This is a genomic window from Shinella pollutisoli (assembly GCF_024609765.1).
Classification (GTDB): domain Bacteria; phylum Pseudomonadota; class Alphaproteobacteria; order Rhizobiales; family Rhizobiaceae; genus Shinella; species Shinella pollutisoli.
The window spans coordinates 50,918-76,471 of record NZ_JANFDG010000017.1 but is presented as its reverse complement, the minus strand read 5'-3'; the positions used below and the strand labels follow the sequence as shown (position 1 = coordinate 76,471).

24 protein-coding genes are annotated in these 25,554 nt (G+C 67.7%); 20 read left to right on the top strand and 4 right to left on the bottom strand.

The features are described 5' to 3' along the window. Position 1 precedes the first annotated feature (1 nt). The gene (locus NNZ72_RS15045; RefSeq protein ID WP_257316174.1) at positions 2-1,102 is read right to left on the bottom strand and encodes an ABC transporter ATP-binding protein; all 1,101 of its coding nucleotides are present in this window, start codon (positions 1,100-1,102) and stop codon (positions 2-4) included. Positions 1,103-1,312: 210 nt separating this feature from the next. Beyond that, positions 1,313-2,344, bottom strand: a complete 1,032-nt coding sequence (locus NNZ72_RS15040; RefSeq protein ID WP_257316173.1) for a trans-3-hydroxy-L-proline dehydratase — start codon at positions 2,342-2,344, stop codon at positions 1,313-1,315. A 103-nt stretch (positions 2,345-2,447) separates the two neighbouring features. Here NNZ72_RS15040 and NNZ72_RS15035 point away from each other — a divergent pair, with 103 nt between their 5' ends. Further along, entirely contained in the window at positions 2,448-3,152 is a 705-nt protein-coding gene (locus tag NNZ72_RS15035) for a GntR family transcriptional regulator (RefSeq protein ID WP_257316172.1), read from the top strand. Positions 3,153-3,195: 43 nt separating this feature from the next. Here NNZ72_RS15035 and NNZ72_RS15030 read toward each other — a convergent pair whose 3' ends face one another. After that, a complete protein-coding gene (locus NNZ72_RS15030; RefSeq protein ID WP_257316171.1) occupies positions 3,196-4,233 on the bottom strand; it encodes an Ldh family oxidoreductase in 1,038 nt (345 codons plus the stop codon). Positions 4,234-4,377: 144 nt separating this feature from the next. Between NNZ72_RS15030 and NNZ72_RS15025 the strand changes: the two genes are divergently transcribed. The 15 genes from NNZ72_RS15025 to NNZ72_RS14955 all read left to right on the top strand — a co-directional run bounded on the left by NNZ72_RS15025 (position 4,378) and on the right by NNZ72_RS14955 (position 20,455). After that, complete coding sequence (locus tag NNZ72_RS15025; protein WP_257316170.1) at positions 4,378-5,895, top strand: aldehyde dehydrogenase (NADP(+)); 1,518 nt, start codon at positions 4,378-4,380, stop codon at positions 5,893-5,895. A gap of 182 nt (positions 5,896-6,077) precedes the next feature. Further along, a complete protein-coding gene (locus NNZ72_RS15020) occupies positions 6,078-6,887 on the top strand; it encodes an ABC transporter substrate-binding protein (RefSeq protein ID WP_257316169.1) in 810 nt (269 codons plus the stop codon). Between the two features lie 70 nt (positions 6,888-6,957). After that, on the top strand, positions 6,958-7,623 hold the full coding sequence (locus NNZ72_RS15015) for an amino acid ABC transporter permease (protein ID WP_257316168.1): 666 nt from the start codon (positions 6,958-6,960) through the stop codon (positions 7,621-7,623). A 13-nt stretch (positions 7,624-7,636) separates the two neighbouring features. Further along, on the top strand, positions 7,637-8,290 hold the full coding sequence (locus tag NNZ72_RS15010; protein ID WP_257316167.1) for an amino acid ABC transporter permease: 654 nt from the start codon (positions 7,637-7,639) through the stop codon (positions 8,288-8,290). Further along, positions 8,283-9,005, top strand: coding sequence for an amino acid ABC transporter ATP-binding protein (locus NNZ72_RS15005; protein ID WP_257316166.1), 723 nt, complete (start codon positions 8,283-8,285; stop codon positions 9,003-9,005). The genes NNZ72_RS15010 and NNZ72_RS15005 overlap by 8 nt, the downstream gene beginning before the upstream one ends. A 7-nt stretch (positions 9,006-9,012) precedes the next feature. Then, entirely contained in the window at positions 9,013-10,263 is a 1,251-nt protein-coding gene (locus NNZ72_RS15000; RefSeq protein ID WP_257316165.1) for an NAD(P)/FAD-dependent oxidoreductase, read from the top strand. A 9-nt stretch (positions 10,264-10,272) separates the two neighbouring features. After that, the gene (gene lhpI, locus NNZ72_RS14995; RefSeq protein ID WP_257316164.1) at positions 10,273-11,973 is read left to right on the top strand and encodes a cis-3-hydroxy-L-proline dehydratase; all 1,701 of its coding nucleotides are present in this window, start codon (positions 10,273-10,275) and stop codon (positions 11,971-11,973) included. 103 nt (positions 11,974-12,076) lie between these two features. Next, positions 12,077-12,856, top strand: coding sequence for a DeoR/GlpR family DNA-binding transcription regulator (locus NNZ72_RS14990; protein ID WP_257316163.1), 780 nt, complete (start codon positions 12,077-12,079; stop codon positions 12,854-12,856). A 105-nt stretch (positions 12,857-12,961) separates the two neighbouring features. Further along, the gene (gene glpD, locus NNZ72_RS14985) at positions 12,962-14,473 is read left to right on the top strand and encodes a glycerol-3-phosphate dehydrogenase (RefSeq protein WP_257316162.1); all 1,512 of its coding nucleotides are present in this window, start codon (positions 12,962-12,964) and stop codon (positions 14,471-14,473) included. A gap of 38 nt (positions 14,474-14,511) precedes the next feature. Beyond that, complete coding sequence (locus NNZ72_RS14980) at positions 14,512-15,579, top strand: ABC transporter ATP-binding protein (RefSeq protein WP_257316161.1); 1,068 nt, start codon at positions 14,512-14,514, stop codon at positions 15,577-15,579. Between the two features lie 9 nt (positions 15,580-15,588). Next, positions 15,589-16,668, top strand: a complete 1,080-nt coding sequence (locus NNZ72_RS14975; protein ID WP_257316160.1) for an ABC transporter ATP-binding protein — start codon at positions 15,589-15,591, stop codon at positions 16,666-16,668. After that, on the top strand, positions 16,665-17,531 hold the full coding sequence (locus NNZ72_RS14970; RefSeq protein WP_257316159.1) for a carbohydrate ABC transporter permease: 867 nt from the start codon (positions 16,665-16,667) through the stop codon (positions 17,529-17,531). The genes NNZ72_RS14975 and NNZ72_RS14970 overlap by 4 nt, the downstream gene beginning before the upstream one ends. 15 nt (positions 17,532-17,546) lie before the next feature. Continuing rightward, entirely contained in the window at positions 17,547-18,365 is an 819-nt protein-coding gene (locus tag NNZ72_RS14965) for a carbohydrate ABC transporter permease (protein ID WP_257316158.1), read from the top strand. Between the two features lie 13 nt (positions 18,366-18,378). Continuing rightward, positions 18,379-18,660: a DUF2160 domain-containing protein gene (locus NNZ72_RS14960; RefSeq protein WP_257316157.1), complete on the top strand. Its 282-nt coding sequence runs from the start codon at positions 18,379-18,381 to the stop codon at positions 18,658-18,660. 73 nt (positions 18,661-18,733) lie between these two features. Continuing rightward, positions 18,734-20,455 (top strand): ABC transporter substrate-binding protein, encoded by a 1,722-nt coding sequence (locus NNZ72_RS14955; RefSeq protein ID WP_257316156.1) that lies wholly within the window; start codon positions 18,734-18,736, stop codon positions 20,453-20,455. Between the two features lie 260 nt (positions 20,456-20,715). Here the strand turns inward: NNZ72_RS14955 and NNZ72_RS14950 are convergent, their stop codons facing one another. Then, entirely contained in the window at positions 20,716-21,354 is a 639-nt protein-coding gene (locus NNZ72_RS14950) for a class I SAM-dependent DNA methyltransferase (RefSeq protein WP_257316155.1), read from the bottom strand. Between the two features lie 85 nt (positions 21,355-21,439). Between NNZ72_RS14950 and NNZ72_RS14945 the strand changes: the two genes are divergently transcribed. The 4 genes from NNZ72_RS14945 (at position 21,440) to nirK (ending at position 25,541) form a co-directional block, all read left to right on the top strand. Further along, the gene (locus NNZ72_RS14945; protein ID WP_257316154.1) at positions 21,440-22,345 is read left to right on the top strand and encodes a phosphotransferase family protein; all 906 of its coding nucleotides are present in this window, start codon (positions 21,440-21,442) and stop codon (positions 22,343-22,345) included. Between the two features lie 104 nt (positions 22,346-22,449). Next, positions 22,450-23,457: a GlxA family transcriptional regulator gene (locus NNZ72_RS14940; RefSeq protein ID WP_371747763.1), complete on the top strand. Its 1,008-nt coding sequence runs from the start codon at positions 22,450-22,452 to the stop codon at positions 23,455-23,457. A gap of 74 nt (positions 23,458-23,531) precedes the next feature. Then, positions 23,532-23,855 carry a hypothetical protein gene (locus tag NNZ72_RS14935; RefSeq protein ID WP_257316151.1) on the top strand — a complete coding sequence of 108 codons (324 nt, stop codon included), beginning with the start codon at positions 23,532-23,534 and terminating at the stop codon, positions 23,853-23,855. 150 nt (positions 23,856-24,005) lie between these two features. Next, positions 24,006-25,541, top strand: a complete 1,536-nt coding sequence (nirK, locus tag NNZ72_RS14930) for a copper-containing nitrite reductase (RefSeq protein ID WP_257316150.1) — start codon at positions 24,006-24,008, stop codon at positions 25,539-25,541. Positions 25,542-25,554 lie beyond the last annotated feature (13 nt).

The window sequence follows — 25,554 nt, the reverse complement described above, 5'->3', positions numbered from 1 at the left end:
GTCAGTCCCTCAGGATCTGCGCGGCGTCCTCGCCGAACAGGATGCCGACGCGCTGGCCCGCCTCCGGCCCGCCGGAGGCGCCGGCACGGGCGTTCTGCCGGCGGACGATGAAGGTGGCGCCGTCGTCGAGATGGACGTGGTAATGGGTGTCGGTGCCGAAATAGACGACGTTGCCGAGGGTGCCGTCGATGGTGCCGCTGCCGGCGGCGACGAGGCCGGCGTGCTCCGGGCGGATGACGAAGCTCACCTTGCCCGACGGCGAGAGCCCGTCCGGCAGGCCCGCCGTCAGCGTCGCGCCGGAGGGCAGCCGCAGCACGGCGCGGCCGGCCTCGACACGCTCGACGGTCGCTTCCAGGAAATTCGTCTCGCCGATGAAGTCGGCGACGAAGCGGTCGGCGGGCCGGTCGTAGATCTCGCGCGCTGTGCCCACCTGCCGCACCTTGCCGCTCGACATGACGGCGATGCGGTCCGACATGGTCAGCGCCTCCTCCTGGTCGTGGGTGACGAAGATGAAGGTGATGCCGGTCTCGGCCTGCAGGCGCTTCAGCTCGATCTGCATCGACTTGCGCAGCTTGAGGTCGAGCGCCGAGAGCGGCTCGTCGAGGAGCAGCACCTTGGGCCGCGGGGCCAGCGCCCGGGCGAGCGCCACGCGCTGCTGCTGGCCGCCGGAAAGCTGGGTGACGGGATCGTCGCCGCGCCCTTCGAGATGCACGAGCTTCAGCATGTCGGCGACGACGGCGGCGGTCTCCGCCTTCGGCCTGCCGAGCATCTTCAGCCCGAAGCCGATGTTCTCGGCGACCGTCAGGTGCGGGAAGAGCGCATAGTTCTGGAAGACCGTGTTGACCGGCCGCTGGTTCGGCAGGAGGCTCGAGATCTCCGCGCCGTCGAGCGTCAGGCTGCCCTCCGTCGGCAGCTCGAAGCCGGCGATCATGCGAAGCAGCGTGGTCTTGCCGCAGCCGGAGGGGCCGAGCAGCGTGAAGAATTCGTTGGAGCGGATGTCGAGGGTGACGTCATCGACAGCCTGAAAGGTGCCGAACCATTTCTTGATGCCGTTGAGGCCGATGGCACCGCCATGGGCCCCGGTCGCGCGGGAATGAGTCATCGGTTCCCCGTTCGTGATCCGGCCCGGCGGGTTTCCTCTCCCGGTCGGGCGGCTCTGGCGTCCGGCCGCTTGACGCGGCTCTATGTGATAGGCTTGCCTGATTTATGATCAAAACATTCCACGGTTTGGCGAAGGCTGTAAAGGCCTATTGCGTGCCCCTGCCAAATTTCTGGGGTCCGGAAACGGCGGCGCCGGGCGCGGCATGCGGACCTACCGCTTGCGCGGCCAGGTGTCGGCCAGCCGGTAGCCCGCCGGCCACGGATCGTCCGGATCGAGCATGACCTGGTGGGTGCCGGTGATCCAGCCGCGGCCGGAGATCTCCGGCACGATGGCGGGCCGGCCGCCGACGGTCGTCTCGCCGGCGATGCGGCAGTCGAAACGCGAATCGATGACCGAATAGCCGGAGAACCGCTGGCCGACCTTCATCTGCCCGCGCGCGTGCAGCACCGCCATGCGGGCCGAGCAGCCGGTGCCGGTCGGCGAGCGGTCGAGCTTGGCCGGCTGGATGACGACGGTGTTGCGCCCGTGCAGCGCGCCGTCGCGCTCCTCGACCGGCAGCGTGAGCTGGCAGAAGGAGATATGGTCCCATTCCGGGTTTTCCGGATGGCTGAAGCCGAGCTGCTCGTTGGCGGCGTTGGTGATGCGGATGCCGGTCTCGGCGAGCTCGCGCGCCTCGTCGGGCGTCACCGAGAAGCCGAGCGCGCGGGCATCGGCGATGACGAAGCTGTCCCCGCCATAGGCGGTGTCGACGGTGAGCGTGCCGAGCCCCTCCACCTCCAGCTTGGCGTCGAGCCGGTCGGCGAAGGAGGGGACGTTGGTGACGGTGATGCGCTCGGCCTTGCCGTTCCTGCAGGTGGCGACAACGTTGACGAGCCCGCCCGGCGCCTCGAGCACCATGTGCGTCTCCGGCTCCACCATCGGCACGATGCCGCTGTCGAGCAGCACGGTCGACACGCAGATCGAGTTGGAGCCCGACATCGGCGGCGTGTCCTCCGGCTCCATGATGATGAAGCCCATCGTCGCGCGCGGGTCCTTCGGCGGCACGAGGAGGTTGATGTGGCGGAAGACGCCGCCGCGCGGCTCGTTCAGCACGAAGTTGCGCAGCGTCCCGTCCTCGGCGATGAACTTGCGCTGTTCCCACAGCGTCTGCCCGGGCGGCGGCGCCACGCCTCCGACGATGACGTCGCCCACCTCGCCCTCGGCGTGGCAGGAAACGATATGGACGACCTTGCTGCTGCGCATGGCATTTTCCTCTGCTGGGAATGCATGTCCGGCTCCGCTGCCGCGGAAACGGTTGACCTGCCGGACGATACAAGTATTTCTTATGTCGACAAGAGGATTTTCCATGACCGACACCATTTCCCCCGCGCTTCCCGAGCGCAAGCGAGGCTCCGGCGTGAAGATGGTCTACGACCTTCTGCGCGACGAGATCCTCGACCTGAAGCTGCCGCCGGGCAGCCCCGTCGACGAGGTGCAGCTCGCCGAGCGGTTCAAGATGTCGCGCACGCCGATCCGCGAGGCGCTGGTGCGGCTGGCGGGGGAGGGGCTGATCGAGACCTTGCCGAACCGCTCGACCATGGTGTCGAACATCGACTTCCTCAATCTGCACACCTTCTTCGACGCGATGGTGCTGATGTACCGGGTGACGACGCGGCTTGCCGCGCAGTACCACCGCCCTGAGGACCTGAAGATCATCCGCGGCTTCCACGAGGACTACGCCGCCGCCGTGAAGGCGCGCGACGCGCTGGCGATGATCGCGACGAACGCCGCCTTCCACGCGGCCATCGCCGATGCCGGCCGCAACCCCTATTTCAGCGGCCTGTTCCGCCGGCTGCTGGACGAGGGCCGGCGCATCCTGCGGCTCTATTACCAGTCCTACGAGGACCAGTTCCCCGAGCGCTTCGTCGAGGAACACGGTCAGCTCATCGCCCTCATCGAGGCGCGCGACGTCGAGGGAGCCGACCGGCTGGCGAAGGCCCATTCCGAGCAGATCGTCCAGCAGGTGCAGAAGCTGTTCATCCGCGACGGCCGCCTCGACATGTCTCTATAAGCCTGCGCAAAACCGCTGCACGCTTTTGCTCGAATTGCTTCGATCAGGAAACCGCGTCGAGGCCCTTCTCCAGCAGCCGGTCGAGCTGTTCCGTCTCGGTCGCCGTCAGCACGATGCCCTCGCGCTCCGACTTCGCCCGCGCCGCGAAGCGCCGCTGCGAGGGCAGGCGGGCGCCCTGGCCGACGATGGTCTGAAACAGCGTCTCGGCGCGCGCGAAGGGATCGCCCGGCCGCCCCTTGGCGAAGGCTTCCGGCGAGAAGGCGAGGATCAGCTCGCCGTGGAACGGCGCGAGCGTCGTGGTGCCGAGATAGTCGAGCACCTCGGGGCTCGTCAGGTCGCCGATCATGATGCCGGCGAGAAGCTCGATCATCGTGCCGATCGCCGAGCCCTTGTGCCCGCCGAAGGGCAGCATGGCGCCGGCCAGCGCGGCTTCCGGATCGGTGGTCGGGTTGCCGTCGGCATCGATCGCCCAGCCTTCCGGCAGCTTCTTGCCGGCGCGGCGGTGCAGCTCGATCTCGCCGCGCGCGGCGACCGAGGTCGCGAAGTCGAAGACGTAGGGGCTCGTGCCCTTGCGCGGCCAGCCGAAGGCGAAGGGGTTGGTGCCGAGCAGCGGCTTGTTGCCGCCCGTCGGCGCCACCGTCGCATAGCTCGGGCACATGACCAGCGCGGCGAGGCCTTGCTCGGTCAGCGCCTCGACCTCCGGCCAGAGCGCGGAGAAGTGGGTGCAGTCGTTGATGACCAGCGCGGCGAGGCCGAGGCGGCGCGCCCGTTCGGCCAGCGCCGGCACGCCGAGCTCGAAGGCCGGGTTGGCGAAGCCGCCCCTGGCGTCCACCTTGACGATGGCCGAGCCGTCGTCGGCGGAAAGTTCCGGGATCGCGTCCGGCTTCACCTTGCCGGCCTTGACGGTGCGCAGCGCTCCCTCGATACGGTAGACGCCGTGCGACTTGCAGGCGTCGCGCTCGCCGGCCACGATCACCCGCGCCAGCGCCCCGGCCTGGACGTCGTTCAGGCCGGTGCGGCGGAAGATCGCGGCGACGCGCTCCGCGAGGGCCTCGACCGTCAGGGTGGTGGTTTCCGTCATCTCTGTCTCTCCCGATTGACGCCGAACGCAGCGGTTGGCGGTTGATGTTCTGCATACATAGAGTATACAAATGCGCAACAAGGGCAATTCACCCGGACCGATTTTGCCCGAGGCATATCACGCTTCTTCAGAAAGGGACGTCAAATGGCTTTTATCCCCAACGGAAAACACCTTGTCGCCGGCGAATGGCTGGCGGGCAACGGCACCTTCTCCTCCGCGCCCGCGCACGGTCCGGCCCATGAGTTCGCCGCCGGCACCGTCGAGCTGGTGAACCGCGCCGCGGAAGCCGCCGAGGAGGCCTTCTGGAGCTACGGCTATTCGACGGCGAAGGAGCGCGCGGCCTTCCTGCGGGCGATCGCCGACGAGATCGAGGCGCGCGCCGACGACATCACCGAGATCGGCACGCAGGAGACCGGCCTGCCGGTCGCGCGCCTTCAGGGCGAGCGCGGCCGCACCACCGGCCAGCTCCGCCTCTTCGCCGACCATATCGAGAAGGGCGACTATCTCGACCGCCGCTTCGACGCGGCGCTGCCGGAACGCCAGCCGGCGCCGCGCCCGGAAATCCGCCTGCTGCAGCGTCCCGTCGGCCCGGTCGCCGTCTTCGGCGCCTCCAACTTCCCGCTCGCCTTCTCGACGGCGGGCGGCGACACGGCGGCCGCGCTCGCGGCCGGCTGCCCGGTCGTCGTCAAGGGCCACTCCGCCCATCCCGGCACCGGCGAGATCGTCGCCCAGGCGATCGACGCCGCCATCAAGAAGACCGGCGTGCATCCGGGCGTCTTCTCGCTGATCCAGGGCGGCAACCGCCAGGTCGGCGAGGCACTGGTGCAGCATCCGCTGATCCAGGCCGTCGGCTTCACCGGCTCGCTCGCCGGCGGACGCGCGCTCTTCAACCTCTGCGCCGCACGGCCGCAGCCGATCCCCTTCTTCGGCGAGCTCGGCTCGGTCAATCCGATGTTCCTGCTGCCCGAGGCGCTGAAGGCGCGGGCCGAGACGCTGGCCGAGGGCTGGTCCGGCTCGCTGACGATGGGTGCCGGCCAGTTCTGCACCAATCCCGGCATCGCCGTGGTGATCGACGGCGCGGACGCCGACCGCTTCACGACCGCCGCCGTCGCCGCGCTCGGCAAGGCCGCGCCGCAGACCATGCTGACGGACGGCATCGCCAAGGCCTATCGCGACGGGAAGGAACGCTTCACCACGCGCAACGCGGTCAAGCCGCTGCTGGTGACGGACTCCTCCGAACGCTCCGCCGCGCCGAACCTGTTCGAGACGACGGGCGAGAAATTCCTCGCCGATCACGCGCTGTCGGAAGAGGTGTTCGGCCCGCTCGGCCTCGTCGTGCGCGTCGGCTCGCTCGACGAGATGGTGGGCCTCGCCAAGGGCTTCGAGGGCCAGCTCACCGCGACGCTCCACATGGACGCCGCCGACCTCGACGCCGCCCGCCGCCTGCGTCCGATCCTGGAGCGCAAGGCCGGCCGCGTGCTGGTCAACGGCTTCCCGACCGGCGTCGAGGTGGTCGATTCCATGGTGCACGGCGGCCCGTACCCGGCCTCCACGAACTTCGGTGCGACGAGCGTCGGCACGCTCTCCATCCGCCGCTTCCTGCGGCCGGTCTCCTACCAGAATTTCCCGGAAGGCCTGCTGCCGGAGGAATTTTTGCGCTAAGGTAGGCGACGGATTGAAAAAACGGGTGCCTTCCGGGTAACGGAAGGCACCCGACGCGGAGGTTTTGGCTGACGATTGTTAATACGTATTGTATATTCCTTGTATTTTTCCATTGATTTCTAATCTGCGACGTGAAATAGCGACGACAGCGTGACAAGCGCTGCCAACTCAGGGAGAGAGAAATGAAGAAATCCACGGTTTTCGCCTTCGGCCTCGCCGCTGCGGTCGCGTCCACGGGTCCGGCCTTCGCCGACAAGCTCGATGACGTGATCGCCTCCGGCACGCTGCGCTGCGCCGTCGTGCTCGACTTCCCGCCGATGGGCTCGCGCGACGAGAACAACAACCCGATCGGTTTCGACGTCGACTATTGCAACGACCTCGCCAAGGCGCTCGGCGTCACCGCCGAAATCGTCGAGACGCCGTTCCCCGAGCGCATTCCGGCCCTGATGTCCGGCCGCGTCGACGTCGGCGTCGCCTCCACCTCCGACACGCTGGAGCGCGCCAAGACCGTCGGCATGACGATCCCCTACTTCGCCTTCGAGATGGCCGTTACCGCCAACGACAAGTCCGGCATCACCTCCTTCGAGGGCATGAAGGGCAAGGTCGTCGGCGCCACCGCCGGCACGTTCGAGGCGATCGCGCTCGAGAACCAGGTCAAGGAATGGGGCGAAGGCGAGTTCCGCCCGTACCAGACGCAGGCCGACGTCTTCCTGGCGCTGAGCCAGGGCCAGATCGACGCCACGGTCTCCACCTCGACCGTCGCCCAGGCCAACGTCAAGACCGGCAAGTTCCCCGGCATCTCCGTCGTCGGCAAGGCGCCCTTCGACATCGACTACGTCGCGCTCTTCACCAACCGCGAGGAATACGGCTTCCTCAACTACCTGAACCTGTTCATCAACCAGCAGGTCCGCACCGGCCGCTACGCCGAGCTCTACGAGAAGTGGGTCGGCGGCGAACTGCCCGACCTGACGGTGAACGGCGCCTACCGCTGATCTGACCGTTTCCTGAACGGCGCGGACCGCAAGTTCCGCGCCGTCGCTCCTTTCGAGAGGTGAGGCGGCTATGTTCAACTATACATTCCATTGGAACCAGGCGCTCCGGGCACTGCCGCAGATGCTCGACGGCGCCCTGGTGACCTTGCAGATCGCATTGCTCTCCATGGCGATCGGGCTCGCCTGCGCCATCGCGCTGACGCTGTTCCGGCTCTCCGGCAACCGCATCCTCGGCGGCTTCGCCACGGCCTGGGTCGAGATCGCCCGCAACACGCCGGCGCTGTTCCAGATCTACATGGCCCATTTCGGCCTCGGCAATTTCGGCATCCACCTCAGCCCCTACACGGCGCTGCTCGTCGGCATCGCCTTCAACAACGCGGGCTATCTGGCGGAGAACTTCCGCGGCGCGCTGAAGGCCATTCCCGACACGCAGACACGCGCGGCGCGCTCGCTCGGCATGACCTCGCTGCAGGCCTTCCGCTACATCGTGCTGCCGCAGATGCTGCGCATCGCCTTCCTGCCAGCCACCAACCAGATGGTCTGGGCGATCCTGATGACCTCGCTCGGCGTCACCGTCGGCATGAACACGGACCTCGCCGGCGTCACCCAGGAGCTGAACGCCCGCTCGTTCCGCACCTTCGAATTCTTCGCGCTCGCCGCGGTGATCTACTACGTGATCGCCAAGGCCGTGACGCTCGCCGCCCGGCTCTTCGCCGCGCGCATGTTCCGCTACTGAGGGAGGACAGGGAATGTTCGAAACCGCCCTCAGCTGGAACGATCTGGCCTTCCTCGCCCAAGGCGCGGCGATGACGCTTGCCGTCACCGCCGTGTCGGTCGCCGCCGGCACCGTGCTCGGCATCCTCTTCGGCGTGCTGCGCTTCCAGCTCGGCCCCTACTGGGCCGCGCCGCTCACCTTCGTGCTGGACATCTTCCGCTCCGTGCCGCTGCTCATCCAGCTCGTGCTCGGCAATGCGCTGCAGTCGATCATGCGGCTCGGCTGGGGTCCGTTCACGACCTCCTGCGTGGTGCTGTCGCTCTATACGGCGGCCTACTGCACCGAGATCGTGCGCGGCGGCATCGGCGCCGTGCCGCCGACCACCCGCCGCGCGGCCCGCTCGCTCGGGCTGACCTGGTTCCAGGACATGCGCTACATCGTCTTCCCGCTCGCCACCCGCGTGTCGCTGCCGGCCTGGATCGGGCTCACGCTCGGCGTCATGAAGGATTCCGCGCTGGTGCTCTGGCTCGGCCTGATCGAGCTCCTGCGCGCCTCGCAGATCCTCGTCACCCGCCTGCAGGAGCCGCTGTTCATCCTCATCATCTGCGGCGCCATCTACTTCATCATCAGCTTCCCCGTCGCCCGGTTTGGCGGGTATCTCGAAAAACGGTGGTCCCCCAATGATTGAGATCGAAAACGTTCGCAAATCCTTCGGCCAGCTCGAAGTCCTGAAGGGGATCAACCTCACCGTTCCCAAGGGCGAGGTGCTGACCGTCATCGGCGGCTCGGGCTCGGGCAAGTCGACGCTGCTCACCTGCATCAACGGGCTGGAGACGATCGACAGCGGCCGCATCGTCGTCGACGGCACCGACGTCCACGCCAAGGGCACGGACCTCAACAAGCTGCGCCGCAAGCTCGGCATCGTCTTCCAGCAGTTCAACGCCTTCCCGCACCTGACCGTGCTGGAGAACGTCACGCTCGCGCCGCGCAAGGTGCTGGGCCTGTCGAAGGCGGAGGCCGACGCCATCGCCGTCAAGCAGCTCACCCATGTCGGCCTCGGCGACAAGCTGAAGGTCTACCCGTCGCGGCTCTCCGGCGGCCAGCAGCAGCGCATGGCGATCGCCCGCGCGCTCGCCATGTCGCCGGACTACATGCTGTTCGACGAGGTGACCTCGGCGCTCGACCCGCAGCTCGTCGGCGAGGTGCTCGACACGCTGCGCCTGCTCGCCTCCGAGGGCATGACGATGATCTGCGTCACCCACGAGATGAAGTTCGCCCGCGAGGTCTCCGACCGCGTCGCCTTCTTCCACAAGGGCGTCATGGCCGAGATCGCGCCGCCGGACGAGCTCTTCGGCGCGCCGAAGGACCCCGACCTCAGGCAGTTCCTCGCCGCAACCCACTGAGGCCGCCATGAGCGTCGAACCATCCCCCGACGTCGTCGTCATCGGCGCCGGCGTCATCGGCCTTTCCGTGGCGATCGCCGCCAGGGCCCGCGGCCTCTCCGTCGCGGTGCTCGACCGGGAGGGGCCGTCCGCCGGCGCCTCCGCCGGCAATGCCGGGGCCTTCGCCTTCACCGACATCCTGCCGCTCGCCTCGCCCGGCATCCTCAGGAAGGCGCCGAAATGGCTCGTCGACCCGCTCGGGCCGCTCACCGTGCCGCCGTCCTATGCGCTCAGGATCGCGCCCTGGATGGTCCGCTTCTGGCGCGCCTGCGCGCCCGCCCGCGTCGCCCATTCCACGGCGGCGCAGACGGCGCTGATGGACCTCTCGAAAGCGGAGCTGGAGCCGTTCCTCGCCGGGACCGGCACGCTTGCCATGCTGCGCAAGGAGGGAAACCTCCAGGTCTATGAAGGCGAGCGGGAGTTCAAGGCCTCGCTTGCCGGCTGGGCGGCGCGCGAACGCCACGGCATCGAATTCCATCATCTCGACGCCGCCGGCATGGCGGAGATCCAGCCCGGGCTCGCGCCGCGCTTCACCCACGGCACCTTCACGCCCGGCTGGTACTCCGTCACCGACCCGAAGCTCTTCACCCTGGCGCTCGCCGACCATTTCCGCGAACAGGGCGGAAGGATCGAGCAGGGCGAAGTGACGGCGCTCAGGCCCGTCGAGGGCGGCGTCGAGATCGTCACGGCGGACGGCGGCGTGCGCCGGGCGGGCCGCGTCGTGCTCGCCGCCGGCGCCTTCTCCCATCGCATCGCCCGCACGATCGGCGAGGCCGTCCCGCTCGAGACCGAGCGCGGCTACAACACCACGCTGCCCTCCGACGCCTTCGACCTGCGCACGCAGGTCACCTTCGGCGGCCACGGCTTCGTGGTGACGCGGCTTTCGACCGGCATCCGCGTCGGCGGCGCGGTGGAGCTCGGCGGGCTGGACCTGCCGCCCAACTTCCGCCGCTCCGAGGCGATGCTGGAAAAGGCGAGGGCCTTCCTGCCCGGCCTGAAGCCGGACGGCGGCACGCAATGGATGGGCTTCCGCCCGTCGCTGCCCGACAGCCTGCCGGCGCTCGGCTACGCGCGGGCGACGCCGCGCATCGTCCATGCCTTCGGCCACGGCCATCTCGGGCTCACCCAGTCGCCGGGCACGGCCCGCATCGTCGCCGATCTCCTGTCGATGACACCGCCGCCGATCGACATCTCCGCCTTCTCGCCGCAGCGTTTCTGAGGAAGGCCCATGACCGCGCCCCGCTTGCCCGATGCCCGCAGCATCCTTTCCGGCCGGGCGGCCGGGCCCGTCATCGCCGCCACGGAAGCGCTGAGCTTCTGGGGCGGCGTCGACCCGGCGACGGGGCGCGTCATCGACATCCACCACCCGCTGCACGGGCGCTGTCTCACCGGCGGCATCCTGATGATGCCGTCGAGCCGCGGCTCCTGCACCGGATCGGGCGTGCTGCTCGACCTGATCCTCACCGGCCGCGCGCCGGCCGCGCTGATCTTCCGCGAGGCCGAGGACGTGCTGACGCTGGGCGCGCTCATCGCCGCGGAGATGTTCGGCAAGCCGCTGCCGGTGCTCCGCCTCTCGCCGGAGGCTTTCGACGCGCTGGCGAAGGCCGGGACCGCCCGCATCGACGAGACGGTCGTCGCCGCAGACGGCCTTGCCTTTCCCGTGACGCCGCCGGCGACCGCCGCCCTCGACCTCACGGACGCCGACCGGGCGATGCTCGACGGCGCGGAAGGGGTCGCCGCCGCGCAGGCGATGCGCATCATCTGCGCCATGGCCGCCCAGCAGGGCGCGAGCGGCCTCGTCGACGTGACACAGGGCCATATCGACGGCTGCATCTATGCGAGCCCCGCCAACCTCACCTTCGCCGAGACGATGGCCGACATGGGCGCCAGGGTGCGCGTGCCGACGACGATGAACGCCATCTCCGTCGACCGCGCCAACTGGCAGGCGCAGGGCATTCCCGCCGATTTCGGCGATCCGGCCGCCCGGCTTGCCGACGCCTATGTCCGCATGGGCTGCCGGCCGACCTTCACCTGCTCGCCCTACCTGCTCGACAGCGCGCCGAAGGCGGGCGAGGCCATCGCCTGGGCCGAATCCAACGCCGTCGTCTTCGCCAACACCGTGCTCGGCGCACGCACGGCCAAGCACCCGGACTTCCTCGACCTCTGCATCGCGCTCACCGGCCGTGCGCCGTTTTCCGGCGTCTATCTCGACGAGAACCGCAGGGCGCGCCGCATCGTCGACGTGGAACTGCCGCCGGAGACCGACGACGCCTTCTGGCCGCTGATCGGCTATCTCGCCGGACGCGCCGCGCCCGATCGCATCCCGCTGCTGCGCGGGCTTGCCGAGGCGAAGCCTTCGCGCGACGACCTGAAGGCGCTCTGCGCGGCCTTCGGCACCACCTCGGCGGCGCCGATGCTGCATATCGAGGGCGTGACGCCCGAAGCGGGCCTCGGCGCGGCCGGGGACGCCGACCGGGCGGCGATCACCCGCGACGACATGGCCGAGGCCTGGGCGCTGCTCAACGACGGGCCGGAAGAGGTGGAGCTCGTCGCCATCGGCAGCCCGCACGCCTCGCTGGAAGAATGCCGGGCGCTCGCCGGTGCGCTTGGCGGGCAAAAGCGCCACCCGCAGACGGCCGTCATCGTCACCGCTGGCCACGACGTGATTTCGGCGGCGCGGGCGGAGGGAACGCTCGACCGGTTGCAGACGAGCGGCGTGCAGGTGCTGCCCGACCTCTGCTGGTGCTCGATCACCGAGCCGCTGTTTCCGACCCGCACCCGCGCGGTCATGACCAATTCCGGCAAATACGCCCATTACGGCCCCGGCCTCTCCGGCCGCGCCGTCCGCTTCGGCAACCTCGCCGACTGCGTCGAGGCGGCGCTGACGGGCCGAGTGCCGGTCCGCCCCGCCGCCTGGCTTGCGGCCTGACGCGGAAAGAATGCGCTTTACGGCAAAATCTGCATGACGGCGAATTGATGCGCTTTCGTTTTCTTCTATTATGAAAGAAAACGAAAAGCAGGGGAGGAGCTTCATGCAGCCGACAGGCCGCCAGTCGGAGATCGTCGAACTGGCGAGGGCGCAGGGGCGCGTGCTCGTCGAGGATCTCGCCGCCCGCTTCTCGGTGACGCCGCAGACGATCCGCAAGGACCTGAACGACCTCTGCGACGCCCGGCTTCTCACCCGCATCCACGGCGGCGCGCTGTTTTCGAGCGGCAACGAGAATGTCGAATACGAGGCGCGCCGCGCCATCGCCGCCTCGGAGAAGCAGGCGATCGGCAGGGCCGCGGCGGCGATGATCCCCGACAATTCCTCGCTCTTCATCAACATCGGCACGACGACGGAGGCCGTCGGCGAGGCGCTGCGCGATCACAAAGAGTTGATGGTCATCACCAACAACATCAATGTCGCCAATCGCTTGCGCGTGCTGCCGTCGATCGAGGTGATCATCGCCGGCGGTGTGGTGCGCGGTTCCGACGGCGGCATCGTCGGCGAGGCGGCGGTCGATTTCATCCGCCAGTTCAAGGTCGATTACGCCGTCATCGGCGTCTCGGCGATCGATGCGGACGGGACGCTGCTCGACTTCGACTATCGCGAGGTCAAGGTCGCCCAGGCGATCATGAGCAATGCCCGCCACGTCATCCTCGTTTCGGATTCGATCAAGTTCGAGCGCACCGCGCCGGTGCGCATCGGCCATATCTCGCAGGTCCACACCTTCATCACCGACCGCTGTCCGGCACCCGCCGTGCGCGCCATCTGCGAAAGCCACGACGTGCGGCTGATCGAGGCGGCGACGGGGACCGAGACGCCTTAGTATGATTTTCTGTTGCATTCGTTTGACATTCGGAAAAGTTTCGTTTTAAATCCTCCTGCTTTCGCAAATGCACCAAATTGTGCAATGCGAAAAGGGGAGGGGACTTTGATCGGCGAGGCGATCCACGACATCTTCGTCATCGGCGGCGGCATCAACGGCTGCGGCATCGCGCGCGACGCGGCCGGACGCGGCTATTCCGTCGTGCTCGCCGAGATGAAGGACCTCGCCGCCGGCACCTCTTCGGCCTCGACCAAGCTCATCCACGGCGGCCTGCGCTACCTGGAGCATTTCGAGTTCCGGCTCGTGCGCGAGGCGCTGATGGAGCGGGAGGTGCTCTGGGCGATGGCGCCGCATGTCATCAGCCCGATGCGCTTCGTCCTGCCGTTCCAGAAGGGCGGCCCGCGTCCGGCCTGGCTGATCCGCCTCGGTCTCTTCCTCTACGACCATATCGGCGGCCGCAGGCTCCTGCCGGCGACGCGCACGCTCGACCTTTCGCGCGACCCGTCCGGCCGGCCGCTGAAGCCCGGCTTCCGCAAGGCCTTCGAATATTCCGACGGCTGGGTGGACGACGCCCGCCTCGTCGTCCTCAACGCCCGCGACGCCGCCGACCGCGGCGCCGACATCCGCACCGCTACCCGCGTCGTCTCCGCAAGGCGCGAGAACGGCCACTGGACCATGGTGACCGAGGGCGTGGAGACCGGCGAGCGCGCCACGGTGCGCGCCCGCATGCTGGTCAACGCCGCCGGCCCCTGGGTGGACGGCGTGCTCTCCGACGTGGTCGGCCTCAACGACGTGCACAACGTCCGCCTCGTGCAGGGCAGCCACATCGTCGTCAGCGGCAAGTTCTCCGACCCGCGCGCCTATTTCTTCCAGAACCCGGACGGCCGCATCATGTTCGCGATCCCGTACCAGGAGGAGTTCACGCTGATCGGCACCACCGACCGCGACTATGTCGGCGATCCCGGCACCGCCGCCATCGGCGAGGAGGAGATCGACTATCTCTGCCGCTCGGCGAGCGAGTATTTCGCCGAGCCGGTGCGGCGCGAGGACATCGTCTGGTGCTATTCCGGCGTGCGCCCGCTCTTCGACGACGGCGCCAGCAAGGCGCAGGAGGCGACGCGCGACTACGTGCTGAAGCTCGACGCCGGCGAGGGCAGGGCGCCGCTGCTCAACGTCTTCGGCGGCAAGCTCACGACCTACCGGCGTCTTGCCGAATCGGCGCTGGAGCACGTGGAAGCGGCGATCGGCGGCAAGGGCGAACGCTGGACGAAAAATTCGCACCTTCCCGGCGGCGACTTTCCCGTCCATGATTTCGAGGCGCAGGTGCGGACGCTTTCCAAGCGCTATCCGTTTCTCGCGCCCGGCCACGCCCGCCGGCTCGTGCGCCTCTACGGCACGCGCGCGGTGGCGCTGCTCGGCGACGCCTCGGGCCTCGCCGATCTCGGCCGGCATTTCGGCAGCGACCTCTACGAACGGGAGGTGCGCTGGCTGATGAGGGAGGAATGGGCGCGCCACGCCGAGGACGTGCTGTGGCGGCGCACGAAACGGGGCCTGCATCTTACCGCCGCGGAAGCGGCAGCGCTGGAAACCTTCATGACGACGGAGGCTTCCGCTTAGCGCCGCACCGATGGCTGGGAGGAACATTGGAGATAGGAATGCTTGAACTGAAGGACATCACGAAGGCGGTGGGCGGCGCGACGCACATCCACCCGACCAGCCTCGTGCTGGAGCGCGGCTCGCTCAACGTGCTGCTCGGGCCGACGCTGTCGGGCAAGACCACGCTGATGCGGCTGATGGCCGGCCTCGACAAGCCGACCACCGGCTCGGTCTGGTTCGACGGCAAGGACGTGACGGGGCTGCGCGTGCAGGACCGCAGCGTCGCCATGGTCTATCAGCAGTTCATCAACTATCCGGCGCTGACCGTCTACGAGAACATCGCCTCGCCGATGCGGGTGAAGGGCGCGGACACGGCGGCGATCGACCGCGCGGTGAAGAAGGCGGCCGAGCTGCTGAAGCTCACGCCCTATCTCGACCGCACGCCGCTCAACCTCTCCGGCGGCCAGCAGCAGCGCACGGCGCTCGCCCGCGCCATCGTCAAGAACGCCAGCCTCGTGCTGCTCGACGAGCCGCTCGCGAACCTCGACTACAAGCTGCGCGAGGAACTGCGCGAGGAACTGCCGAAGATTTTTTCCGAATCCGGCGCGATCTTCGTCTATGCGACGACGGAGCCCTCCGAGGCGCTGCTGCTCGGCGGCAACACAGCGACGCTCAGCGAGGGCCGCATCACCCAGTTCGGCCGCACCATCGACGTCTACCGCAGGCCGAGCGATCTTCTGACCGCGCGCACCTTCGCCGATCCGCCGCTGAACACGATCGCGCTGGAGAAGCGCGGCGACGGCTTCGCGATCGGCGGGAAGCCGGTGCTGCCGGTGCCGGGGCATCTCAAGCACATGGCCGACGGGCCGATGACGATCGCCTTCCATCCGCACCACCTGGCGCCGGCCGGACGCGACGATTCGGCGGCGCTGACGGTACGCACGGCGATCTCCGAGATCGCCGGCTCGGAAAGCTTCGTCCACGTCGAGTTCGAGGGCAACCGCTGGGTCATGCTGACGCCCGGCATCCTCGACATCGAGCCCGACAGCGAGATCACCGTGCATGTCGACACGCGCCACCTGATGGCGTTCGACGCCGCCGGCCGGGCTATCGGAACGGCGGGCTGAGGAGGGGACATGGCCAGAATAGACCTCGAACACATCCGCCACGCCTACGGCGAGAAACCGAAATCGGAAGCGGACTATGCGCTGAAGGAAGTGCATCACCAGTGGAACGACGGCGGCGCCTATGCGCTGCTCGGCCCTTCCGGCTGCGGCAAGACCACGCTGCTCAACATCATCTCGGGCCTGCTGCAGCCCTCGGAGGGGCGCATCCTCTTCGACGGCAAGGACGTGACCAACCTGCCGACGCAGGCGCGCAACATCGCCCAGGTGTTCCAGTTCCCGGTCGTCTACGACACGATGACGGTCTACGACAACCTCGCCTTCCCCTTGCGCAACCGCGGCGTGCCGGAGGCCGAGATCGACCGGCGCGTGCGCGAGATCATCGAGATGACCGACCTCGGCGGCTGGGCCAGGCGCAAGGCGCGCGGGCTGACGGCCGACCAGAAGCAGAAGATCTCGCTCGGCCGCGGCCTCGTTCGCAACGACGTCAACGCCATCCTGTTCGACGAGCCGCTGACGGTCATCGACCCGCACATGAAGTGGCAGCTGCGCTCGCAATTGAAGAAGCTGCACCGCCAGTTCGGCTTCACCATGGTCTATGTCACCCACGACCAGACCGAGGCGCTGACCTTCGCCGACAAGGTCGTCGTCATGTATGACGGCCAGATCGTGCAGATCGGCACGCCGGCCGAGCTGTTCGAGCGGCCGAGCCACACCTTCGTCGGCTATTTCATCGGCTCGCCGGGCATGAACGTGCTGCCGGCCGCAATCGACGGCGACCGGGTGCGGATCGGCGAGGAGACGATCGGCCTCGACCATGCGCCAAAAATCGCCGCCGGCGCCAGGACCGAGCTCGGCATCCGCCCGGAATTCGTCCGCCTCGGCCGCGAGGGCATGCCCGTTTCCATCCGCAAGGTCGAGGACATCGGCCGCCAGAAGATCGTGCGCGCCGATTTCGCGGGAAAACCCATCGCCATCGTCGTGCCGGAGGACGGCGAGATCCCCGCCGAGCCGCGCGTCGCCTTCGATCCGGCGGCCATCAATATCTATGCCGACAGCTGGCGCGTCGGCAGCAAGGAGGCCGGACGATGAACAAGACCTGGAACAACAAGGCCTGGTTCATGGTGCTGCCGGTGCTGGTGCTCGTCGCCTTCTCCGCGGCGATCCCGCTGATGACGGTGGTGAACTATTCGGTGCAGGATACCTTCGGCAACAACCAGTTCTTCTGGGCCGGCACCGCCTGGTTCGAGGACGTGCTCGAATCCGACCGCTTCTGGGAGGCGCTCGGCCGCAACCTCATGTTCTCGGGCATCATCCTCGCCATCGAGATCCCGCTCGGCATCCTGATCGCCCTCAACATGCCGAAGAAGGGCATCGGCGTGCCGGTCTGCCTGGTGCTGATGGCGCTGCCGCTGCTCATCCCGTGGAACGTGGTCGGCACGATCTGGCAGGTCTTCGGCCGCGTCGACATCGGCCTGCTCGGCCGCGGGCTCGCGGCGCTCGGCATCAACTACAACTACGTCAACAACGTCTTCGACGCCTGGGCGACACTGATCGTCATGGACGTGTGGCACTGGACGAGCCTCGTGGTGCTGCTCTGCTATGCCGGCCTGGTCTCGATCCCGGAAGCCTACTACCAGGCGGCCAAGATCGACGGCGCCTCGCGCTGGGCCGTGTTCCGCTACATCCAGCTGCCGAAGATGAAGCGCGTGCTCTTGATCGCCTTCCTGCTACGCTTCATGGACAGCTTCATGATCTATACCGAGCCCTTCGTCGTCACCGGCGGCGGCCCCGGCAACTCGACGACGTTCCTGTCGATCGACCTCGTCAAGATGGCGATCGGCCAGTTCGACCTCGGGCCCGCGGCCGCCATGTCGATCATCTACTTCCTGATCATCCTGCTCTTGTCGTGGATCTTCTACACGGTCATGACCAGCGGCGACGAGACGGCTTGAAGGGAGGGGAAACCGATGAACGCTCAAGCCAAGACCCGGAACCTCTCCTGGATCGTTCCGACCCTCTACATCCTGTTCCTGCTGCTGCCGATCTACTGGCTCGTCAACATGAGCTTCAAGACGAACACGGAGATCACGGCGACCTTCACGCTGATCCCGCAGGCGCCGACGCTCCGGAACTATCAGGTCATCTTCACCGACCCGGCCTGGTATTCCGGCTACATCAACTCGATCATCTACGTGGTGCTGAACACGGTGATCTCGGTGACGGCGGCGCTTCCGGCGGCCTATGCCTTCTCGCGATACCGCTTCCTCGGCGACAAGCACCTGTTCTTCTGGCTGTTGACGAACCGCATGGCGCCGCCCGCCGTCTTCGCGCTGCCCTTCTTCCAGCTCTACTCGGCCTTCGGCCTGATCGACACGCATATCGCGGTCGCCATCGCCCACTGCCTGTTCAACGTGCCGCTGGCGGTCTGGATCCTCGAAGGCTTCATGTCGGGCGTGCCGAAGGAGATCGACGAGACGGCCTATATCGACGGCTATTCCTTCCCGAAGTTCTTCGTGAAGATCTTCATGCCGCTGATCGCCTCGGGCATCGGGGTCGCCGCCTTCTTCTGCTTCATGTTCTCCTGGGTCGAGCTCCTCATCGCCCGCACCCTGACGACGACCGATGCCAAGCCGATTGCCGCCACCATGACGCGCACGGTCTCGGCCTCGGGCATGGACTGGGGCGTGCTCGCGGCGGCCGGCGTGCTCACCATCATCCCCGGCGCGCTCGTGATCTGGTTCGTCCGCAACTATATCGCCAAGGGCTTCGCCCTCGGCCGCGTGTAAGGAGGCAAGACCCATGAGCTTCTCCTGGATGGCCTGGACATTGCCGACGGCGCTGTTCTTCCTGACGATCCTCGCCCTCATCGTCGCGATGGGCGTGTGGGAGTATTTTTCGCCCGGCGGCAATCCCCGCGTCGGCGTCCTGCGCTTCGAGACGACGCGCGGCGACCGGCTCTTCATCTCGCTGCTCGGCAGCGCCTTCATTCACCTCGCATGGCTCGGGCTCGTCGGCCCCAGCCTGTGGTGGGCCCTTGCCTTGTCGCTGGTCTACGCCGTCGGCGTATTCCGTTACGTATGAGGCAAAACGAACGGAGGCCCTCCGCAAGGGGGGCCTTCCAAGCATGCAATCGCAAACCCCAGGGAGGATGACTATGCGAAAGCATCTACTGACGACGACGGCAGCCATGCTGCTCGCCATGACCGGCTCGGCCTTTGCCGACATGGAGGCGGCGAAGAAGTTCCTGGACGCGGAGATCGGCGACCTGTCCTCGCTCGACCGCGCCGCCCAGGAAGCGGAAATGCAGTGGTTCATCGACGCCGCCAAGCCGTTCGCCGGCATGGACATCAAGGTCGTCTCGGAAACCATCACCACGCATGAATACGAATCGAAGGTGCTGGCGCCGGCCTTCACCGCGATCACCGGCATCAAGATCACCCACGACCTGATCGGCGAGGGCGACGTCATCGAGAAGCTGCAGACGCAGATGCAGTCGGGCGAGAATATCTACGACGCCTATGTCAACGACTCGGACCTGATCGGCACCCACTGGCGCTACCAGCAGGCCCGCTCGCTGACCGACTGGATGGCGAACGAGGCCAAGGACGTCACCAACCCGGGCCTCGACCTCGACGACTTCATCGGCACGTCCTTCACCACCGCGCCGGACGGCAAGCTCTACCAGCTTCCCGACCAGCAGTTCGCCAACCTCTACTGGTTCCGCTACGACTGGTTCAACGACGAGAAGAACAAGGCCGACTTCAAGGCAAAATACGGCTACGACCTCGGCGTTCCGGTCAACTGGTCGGCCTATGAGGACATCGCCGAGTTCTTCACCGGCCGCGAGATCGACGGCAAGAAGGTCTACGGCCACATGGACTACGGCAAGAAGGACCCGTCGCTCGGCTGGCGCTTCACCGACGCCTGGCTCTCCATGGCCGGCAACGGCGACAAGGGCATCCCGAACGGCCTGCCGGTCGACGAATGGGGCATCAAGGTCGACGAGAACTCGCGTCCGGTCGGCTCCTGCGTCGCCCGCGGCGGCGACACCAACGGCCCGGCCTCGGTCTACTCGATCGAGAAGTATCTCGAATGGCTGAAGGCCTATGCCCCGGCCGCCGCCCAGGGCATGACCTTCTCGGAATCCGGTCCGGTGCCGTCGCAGGGCGAGATCGCCCAGCAGATGTTCACCTACACGGCCTTCACCGCCGACTTCGTCAAGGAGGGCCTGCCGGTCGTCAACGAGGACGGCACGCCGAAGTGGCGCTTCGCACCGTCCCCGCACGGCGTCTACTGGAAGGAAGGCATGAAGCTCGGCTATCAGGACGTGGGTTCCTGGACGCTTCTGAAGTCCACGCCGGACGACCGCGCCAAGGCCGCCTGGCTCTACGCCCAGTTCGTCACCTCCAAGACGGTGGACGTGAAGAAGAGCCACGTGGGTCTCACGCTCATCCGCGAGTCCTCGATCCGCCATCAGTCCTTCACGGACCGTGCGCCGAAGCTCGGCGGGCTGATCGAGTTCTACCGTTCGCCGGCCCGCGTGCAGTGGTCGCCGACCGGCACGAACATCCCGGACTATCCGAAGCTCGCCCAGCTCTGGTGGCAGGCGATCGGCGATGCGTCCTCGGGTGCGAAGACCGCGCAGGAAGCCATGGACTCGCTCTGCGCCGAGCAGGAGAAGGTTCTGGAACGCCTGGAACGCGCGGGCGTCATGGGCGACATGGGGCCGAAGCTCGCCGAGGAGCACGATCTCGAATACTGGAACAAGGACGCCGTGGCGAAGGGCAACCTCGCGCCGCAGCTGAAGATCGAGAACGAGAAGGAAACGCCCCAGACCGTCAACTACGACGAGCTGGTCAAGAGCTGGCAGGAATAAGCCCCTCTCGAAGCGCGAGTGAAGGGCCGGGGCGGGAAACCGCCCCGGCCTTCTCCATTCCAACGACCAGGAGCACATATGGCACGTCCTCCCCTTCTCCCCAGCGGGGAGAAGGTGGCCCGAAGGGCCGGATGAGGGGGTGGAACGCACCGTATCTTCGCCTGCGGCGTCCCCCTCATCCCGCTGCCGCGACCTCTCCCCGCAGGCGGGAGAAGGCGCAGGAAGCGCCGCCGTCATTCCGATTGGGCTTGGTTCGCGGGCTACCGGGTCGACAGCCGCAGCACCACGCCGCGGCTCGGCACGGTGCCGGCCTCGCCCGGCATGGAGACGTAGGGCTCCGTCTCCTCGGCGCGGACGATCCGGCCCTCCGCCTCAAGTTCGTCGAGCCGTGCGGCAAAGCCTTCCTGCCAGAGCGTGTTCTTCACCGTCAGCACGATGACGCCGCCCGGCCGGCAGATGCGCAGGAGCTCTGGCAGGCCCTCCACCCCGACATGGCCGGAGGTGAAGACGCCGGCCGAGACGATGCCGGCGAAATGCCCGTCGGCGAAGGGAAGCCGCTCGCCGAGCGCCGCGCGGTGCAGGCCCGCATAGACTTCCTTCTCCGCCGCCCGCGCCAGCATGCCCTCGGAGATGTCGAGGCCTTCGACATGCGGATAGCCGAGGATCGACAGCCATTCGCCGATCAGCCCCGTGCCGGCCCCGGCGTCGAGCACGGGGGCGGAGCCCCGCGGCAGGTGGCGGGCGACGAGCCCCAGGCAGATCGAGGGATGGCGGTAGCCGGCCGCCGCCATGTCGGCATCGTAGGTCTCGGCCCAGCGATCGTAGAGCGCCGCCACCTCCTTGCTATCCTTCGCCTCGTAGACCGCGCCGAGTGCGCCGTCGTGATGCCCGTCCGCCATCTTGCTCTCCCCGTCTTTCGCGTGATGATAGCCAAACGGCGAAATCTGTGGAACCGTCGGCGGCAGCAAAAAGGGGAGGCTTTTCATGAATGACGAGGACAGGGCGCGCGCGGCGATGGAGACGATCCCGGTGCTTGCCGGCTATCGCGGCCCGGTGACGCGGCTCGGCGGCCTCACCAATCTCGTCTTCCAGGCCGGCGACTGGTGCCTGCGCCTGCCCGGCAAGGGCACGGAGGAATATATCGACCGGCGCAACGAGCGCGTCGCGGCAATCGAGGCCGCCCGCGTCGGCGCGGGGCCGGAGGTGGCCCATGCAGACGCGGAGACGGGCCTGATGGCGACGCGCTTCATCGCCGGCGCGACGACGATGACGCCGGAGAATTTCCGCACCATCGCCGGCGCGCCGGCGCGGGCCGGCGAAGCCTTCCGCCGGCTGCACGACAGCGACGCGGTGTTTTCCGCCCGCTTCGAGCTCTTCGCGATGATCGACGACTATCTTTCCATCCTCTCCGGCAAGGACGTCGCCCTGTCGGAGGGCTACCACGACGTGCTTCAGGAGGCGGAAGCCGTGCGCGCGGCGCTCGCCGCCCGGCCGCTGCCGGTCGTCGCCTGCCATTGCGACCCGCTCTGCGAGAACCTGCTCGACACCGGCGAGCGCATGTGGATCGTCGACTGGGAATATTCCGGCATGAACGACCCGATGTGGGATCTCGGCGATCTCTCCGTCGAGGCGGAGTTCGACGCCGCGCAGGAGGAGGAGATGATCCGCGCCTATTTTCGCGGCGAACCGACGCCGGCCGAGCGCGGGCGGATCGTCATCTACAAGGCGATGTGCGATCTCCTCTGGACGCTCTGGGGCCTGATCCAGCTCGCCAACGGCAATCCGGCCGCCGACTTCCGCGCCTATGCCGACGGCCGCTTCGCCCGCTGCCGCGCGCTGATGGCCGATCCGGTCTTCGCGCCATCGGTGGCGGCGGTCGCGAAAGGGTGAGGAGAAAACCGCCGAACGGATTGGAGCATCTGACGGAAGTTTGATATATGCTGCGTGATCCCGCATGCTGCGGGCATGGGGAGGAGAGCCCGATGGGAGCGGACGTGCGGACTTCGAGGGAGACGAACGGCGCGACGGCGCCGAAGGCGTTGCGCGTCGGCTTCATCCTGTCGAAGAGCTTCACGCTCTCGGCCTTCGCGCTCTTCGTCGACACGCTGAGGCTCGCCAGCGACAGCGAGGACCGCTCGCGCCGCGTCAACTGCGACTGGGACGTGCTTTCCAGCACGCGCAACTTCATCTCGTCGAGCAGCGGCATCCAGGTGGCGCCGACCGCGCCCTTCGCCGATCCGTCCTGCTTCGACTACATCGCCGTCGTCGGCGGCCTGCTCAAGGTGGACGAGCCGATCGACAGCTATGCGCGCGCCTATCTGCGCAAGGCGGCCGAGAAGGGCGTCGGCCTGATCGGCCTGTGCACCGGCTCCTTCATCCTCGCCGAGGCCGGCCTGCTCAAGGGCCATACGGCCTGCGTGAGCTGGCTGCACCACCGCGACTTCCGCGCCCGCTTCCCCGACATCGAGGCGACCTCCGAGCAGATCTTCCGCTTCGACGGCAAGGTCGCCACCTGCGCGGGCGGCAGCAGCGTCGCCGACCTTGCCGCAACGCTGGTGCGCCATCACGTCGGCGAGGCGGCCGAGCGCAACGCGCTGGAGATCCTGCAGATCCGCCACCGCCGCGACGCGACCGACCTGCAGCCGCGCAACCCGCTGGGGCTGGAGGCGCGCGACCGCCGCGTGCACCTCGCCATCATGATGATGGAGCAGCACACCGAGGACCTGCTCTCCATCGACAGCATCGCCACCATGACGGGCGTCTCGCGCCGGCAGCTGGAGCGGCTGTTCGAGAGCGACATGGGCGCCTCGCCGAGCGCGATCTACATGCGCATCCGCATGGCGGCGGCGCTCACCATGGTGATGCGCACCAACAAGCCGCTGATCGAGATCGCGCTCGAGACCGGCTTCGAGAGCCTCTCGCATTTCACCCGCCGCTTCCGCGCCGCCTTCGGCGACACGCCCTCGCAGATCCGCCGCGACGGCCGACGGCAGGCGAGCTGAGGGAAGAATGCGGGCGGCCCGGAACCAAGCCGGGCCGACAACCGTTCGGTTCCATTGCTGACAAGGAGACCGAAATGGCAAGCAACGACGTCCAATCCCAGATTTCCGCCCTTCGCGACGAGATTTCCCGCATCCAGCAGGATCTGGCGGAGCGGGGCGGCGATGCCTATGAAAGCCTGCGCGAGCGCGCGGGCGACGCCGTCGAGGCCGCGCGGCCGGCCGTGCGCTCGGCGCGCCGATACGTGAGAGCCGAAGGCGCCGCGGTGGCGCAGACGGCGCGCGACCATCCGGCGGGCCTGTCGGCCGTCGTCATGGCGGCCGGTCTCGCGGGCATCGCGATCGGCTACCTGGTCGGCACCCTGCAGAACGAGCCGCCGCGCCGTTCGCGCTGGTACTGAGGACGGTCCGCGCCCGATCGCGCGCGAATCCGGCCCGCCGCCCGGATTCGCCCCCCCTAATTCTTGCCTTTCCGCGATTCCGCTCTGGAGAACCGTGCTAGACGATCTAAGTTACGGAACGCAGAATTCGCAAGGAGAGGGAAGAAGTCCATGACGAATCCGGTTCTATTGGCGCTTGCCGCCGCGGCGGCGGCGCTTTTCGCCTGCATGTTTCCTGCCCGGCACGCGCGACGCGCGATCGCCGCCGCGATCGGCCTGGCGGCCATGACGTTCCTTGCGCTGCCGGCGGCGGCGCAGACCCACGACCACGGCGCGCAGCCGGCAAGCGAGCAGTCCGGTGAAGCCTCCTCCGGCGAGGAGGCGGCCCCGACGCGCAGCGACCCGGCGCTCGGCACGAGCTATCACAGCGCCACGACCTTCACGCTGAGGACAGGGATCGCGGCCGGCCGCATGGTCTATATCGGCGTCGGCGGCGACATCGACGGCCAGGTCAATCCCGAGCTGATGGTGCACGAGGGCGAGATCGTCCAGATCAACCTCATCAACGGCGAGGGCGCCGAGCACGACGTGGTCATCGACCAGTATGCGGCGCGCTCCTCCATCGTGGTCGGCAAGAATGCCTCCTCGACCTTCTCCTTCACGGCGAACAAGGTGGGCGAGTTCGCCTATTTCTGCTCGATCGCCGGCCACCGGCTCGCCGGCATGGAAGGCCTGCTGCGCGTCATGCCCGGCGCGCGCGAGACGATGGACATGGACGCGGCCGACATCGTGCGCGATCCGGCCGACCTGCCCGGCCCGATCGGCTCGCGGCCCACGCAGGTCGTGCGCGTCGATTTCGAGACGATCGAGCTGAAGGGCAAGCTCGACGACGGCACGACCTATGTCTACTGGACGTTCAACGGCAAGGTCCCCGGTCCCTTCGTGCGCGTGCGCGTCGGCGACACCGTCCAGGTGCACCTGAAGAACGCCTCCGACAGCGTGATGATGCATTCGGTCGATTTCCACGCCGCGACCGGCCCCGGCGGCGGCGCGGACTTCACGCAGACGGCCCCCGGCGACGAGACGGTCGTCACCTTCCAGGCGCTGAAGCCCGGCATCTACGTCTACCATTGCGCGACGCCGAGCGTGGCGCACCACATCACCAGCGGCATGTACGGCCTGATCCTGGTCGAGCCGGAAGGCGGCCTGCCGCAGGTCGACCGCGAGTTCTACGTCATGCAGGGCGAGCTCTACACGGTCGAGACCTTCGGCACGAAGGGCGACCTGGAGATGGACTACGACAAGCTCACCTCCGAGCGGCCGGAATACTTCCTGTTCAACGGGGCCGTCGGGGCGCTGACGAAATCGCATCCGCTCTATGCCAATGCCGGCGAGACGGTGCGCATCTTCTTCGGCGTCGGCGGGCCGAACTATACCTCGTCCTTCCACGTCATCGGCGAGATCTTCGACCACGTCTATACGCTGGGCAGCGTCACCACGCCGCCGGTGACGGGCGTGCAGACCGTCACCGTGCCGCCGGGCGGCGCGACCATCGTCGACTTCAAGATCGACCGCGGCGGTCACTACGTGCTGGTCGACCACGCCCTGTCGCGCGCCGAGCGGGGGCTTGCGGGCTACCTGATCGTCGACGGGCCGGAGAACGACGCCATAATGCATGCCGGCCCCGCCGACCAGAGCCCGGAATAATGCACGCGGGGCT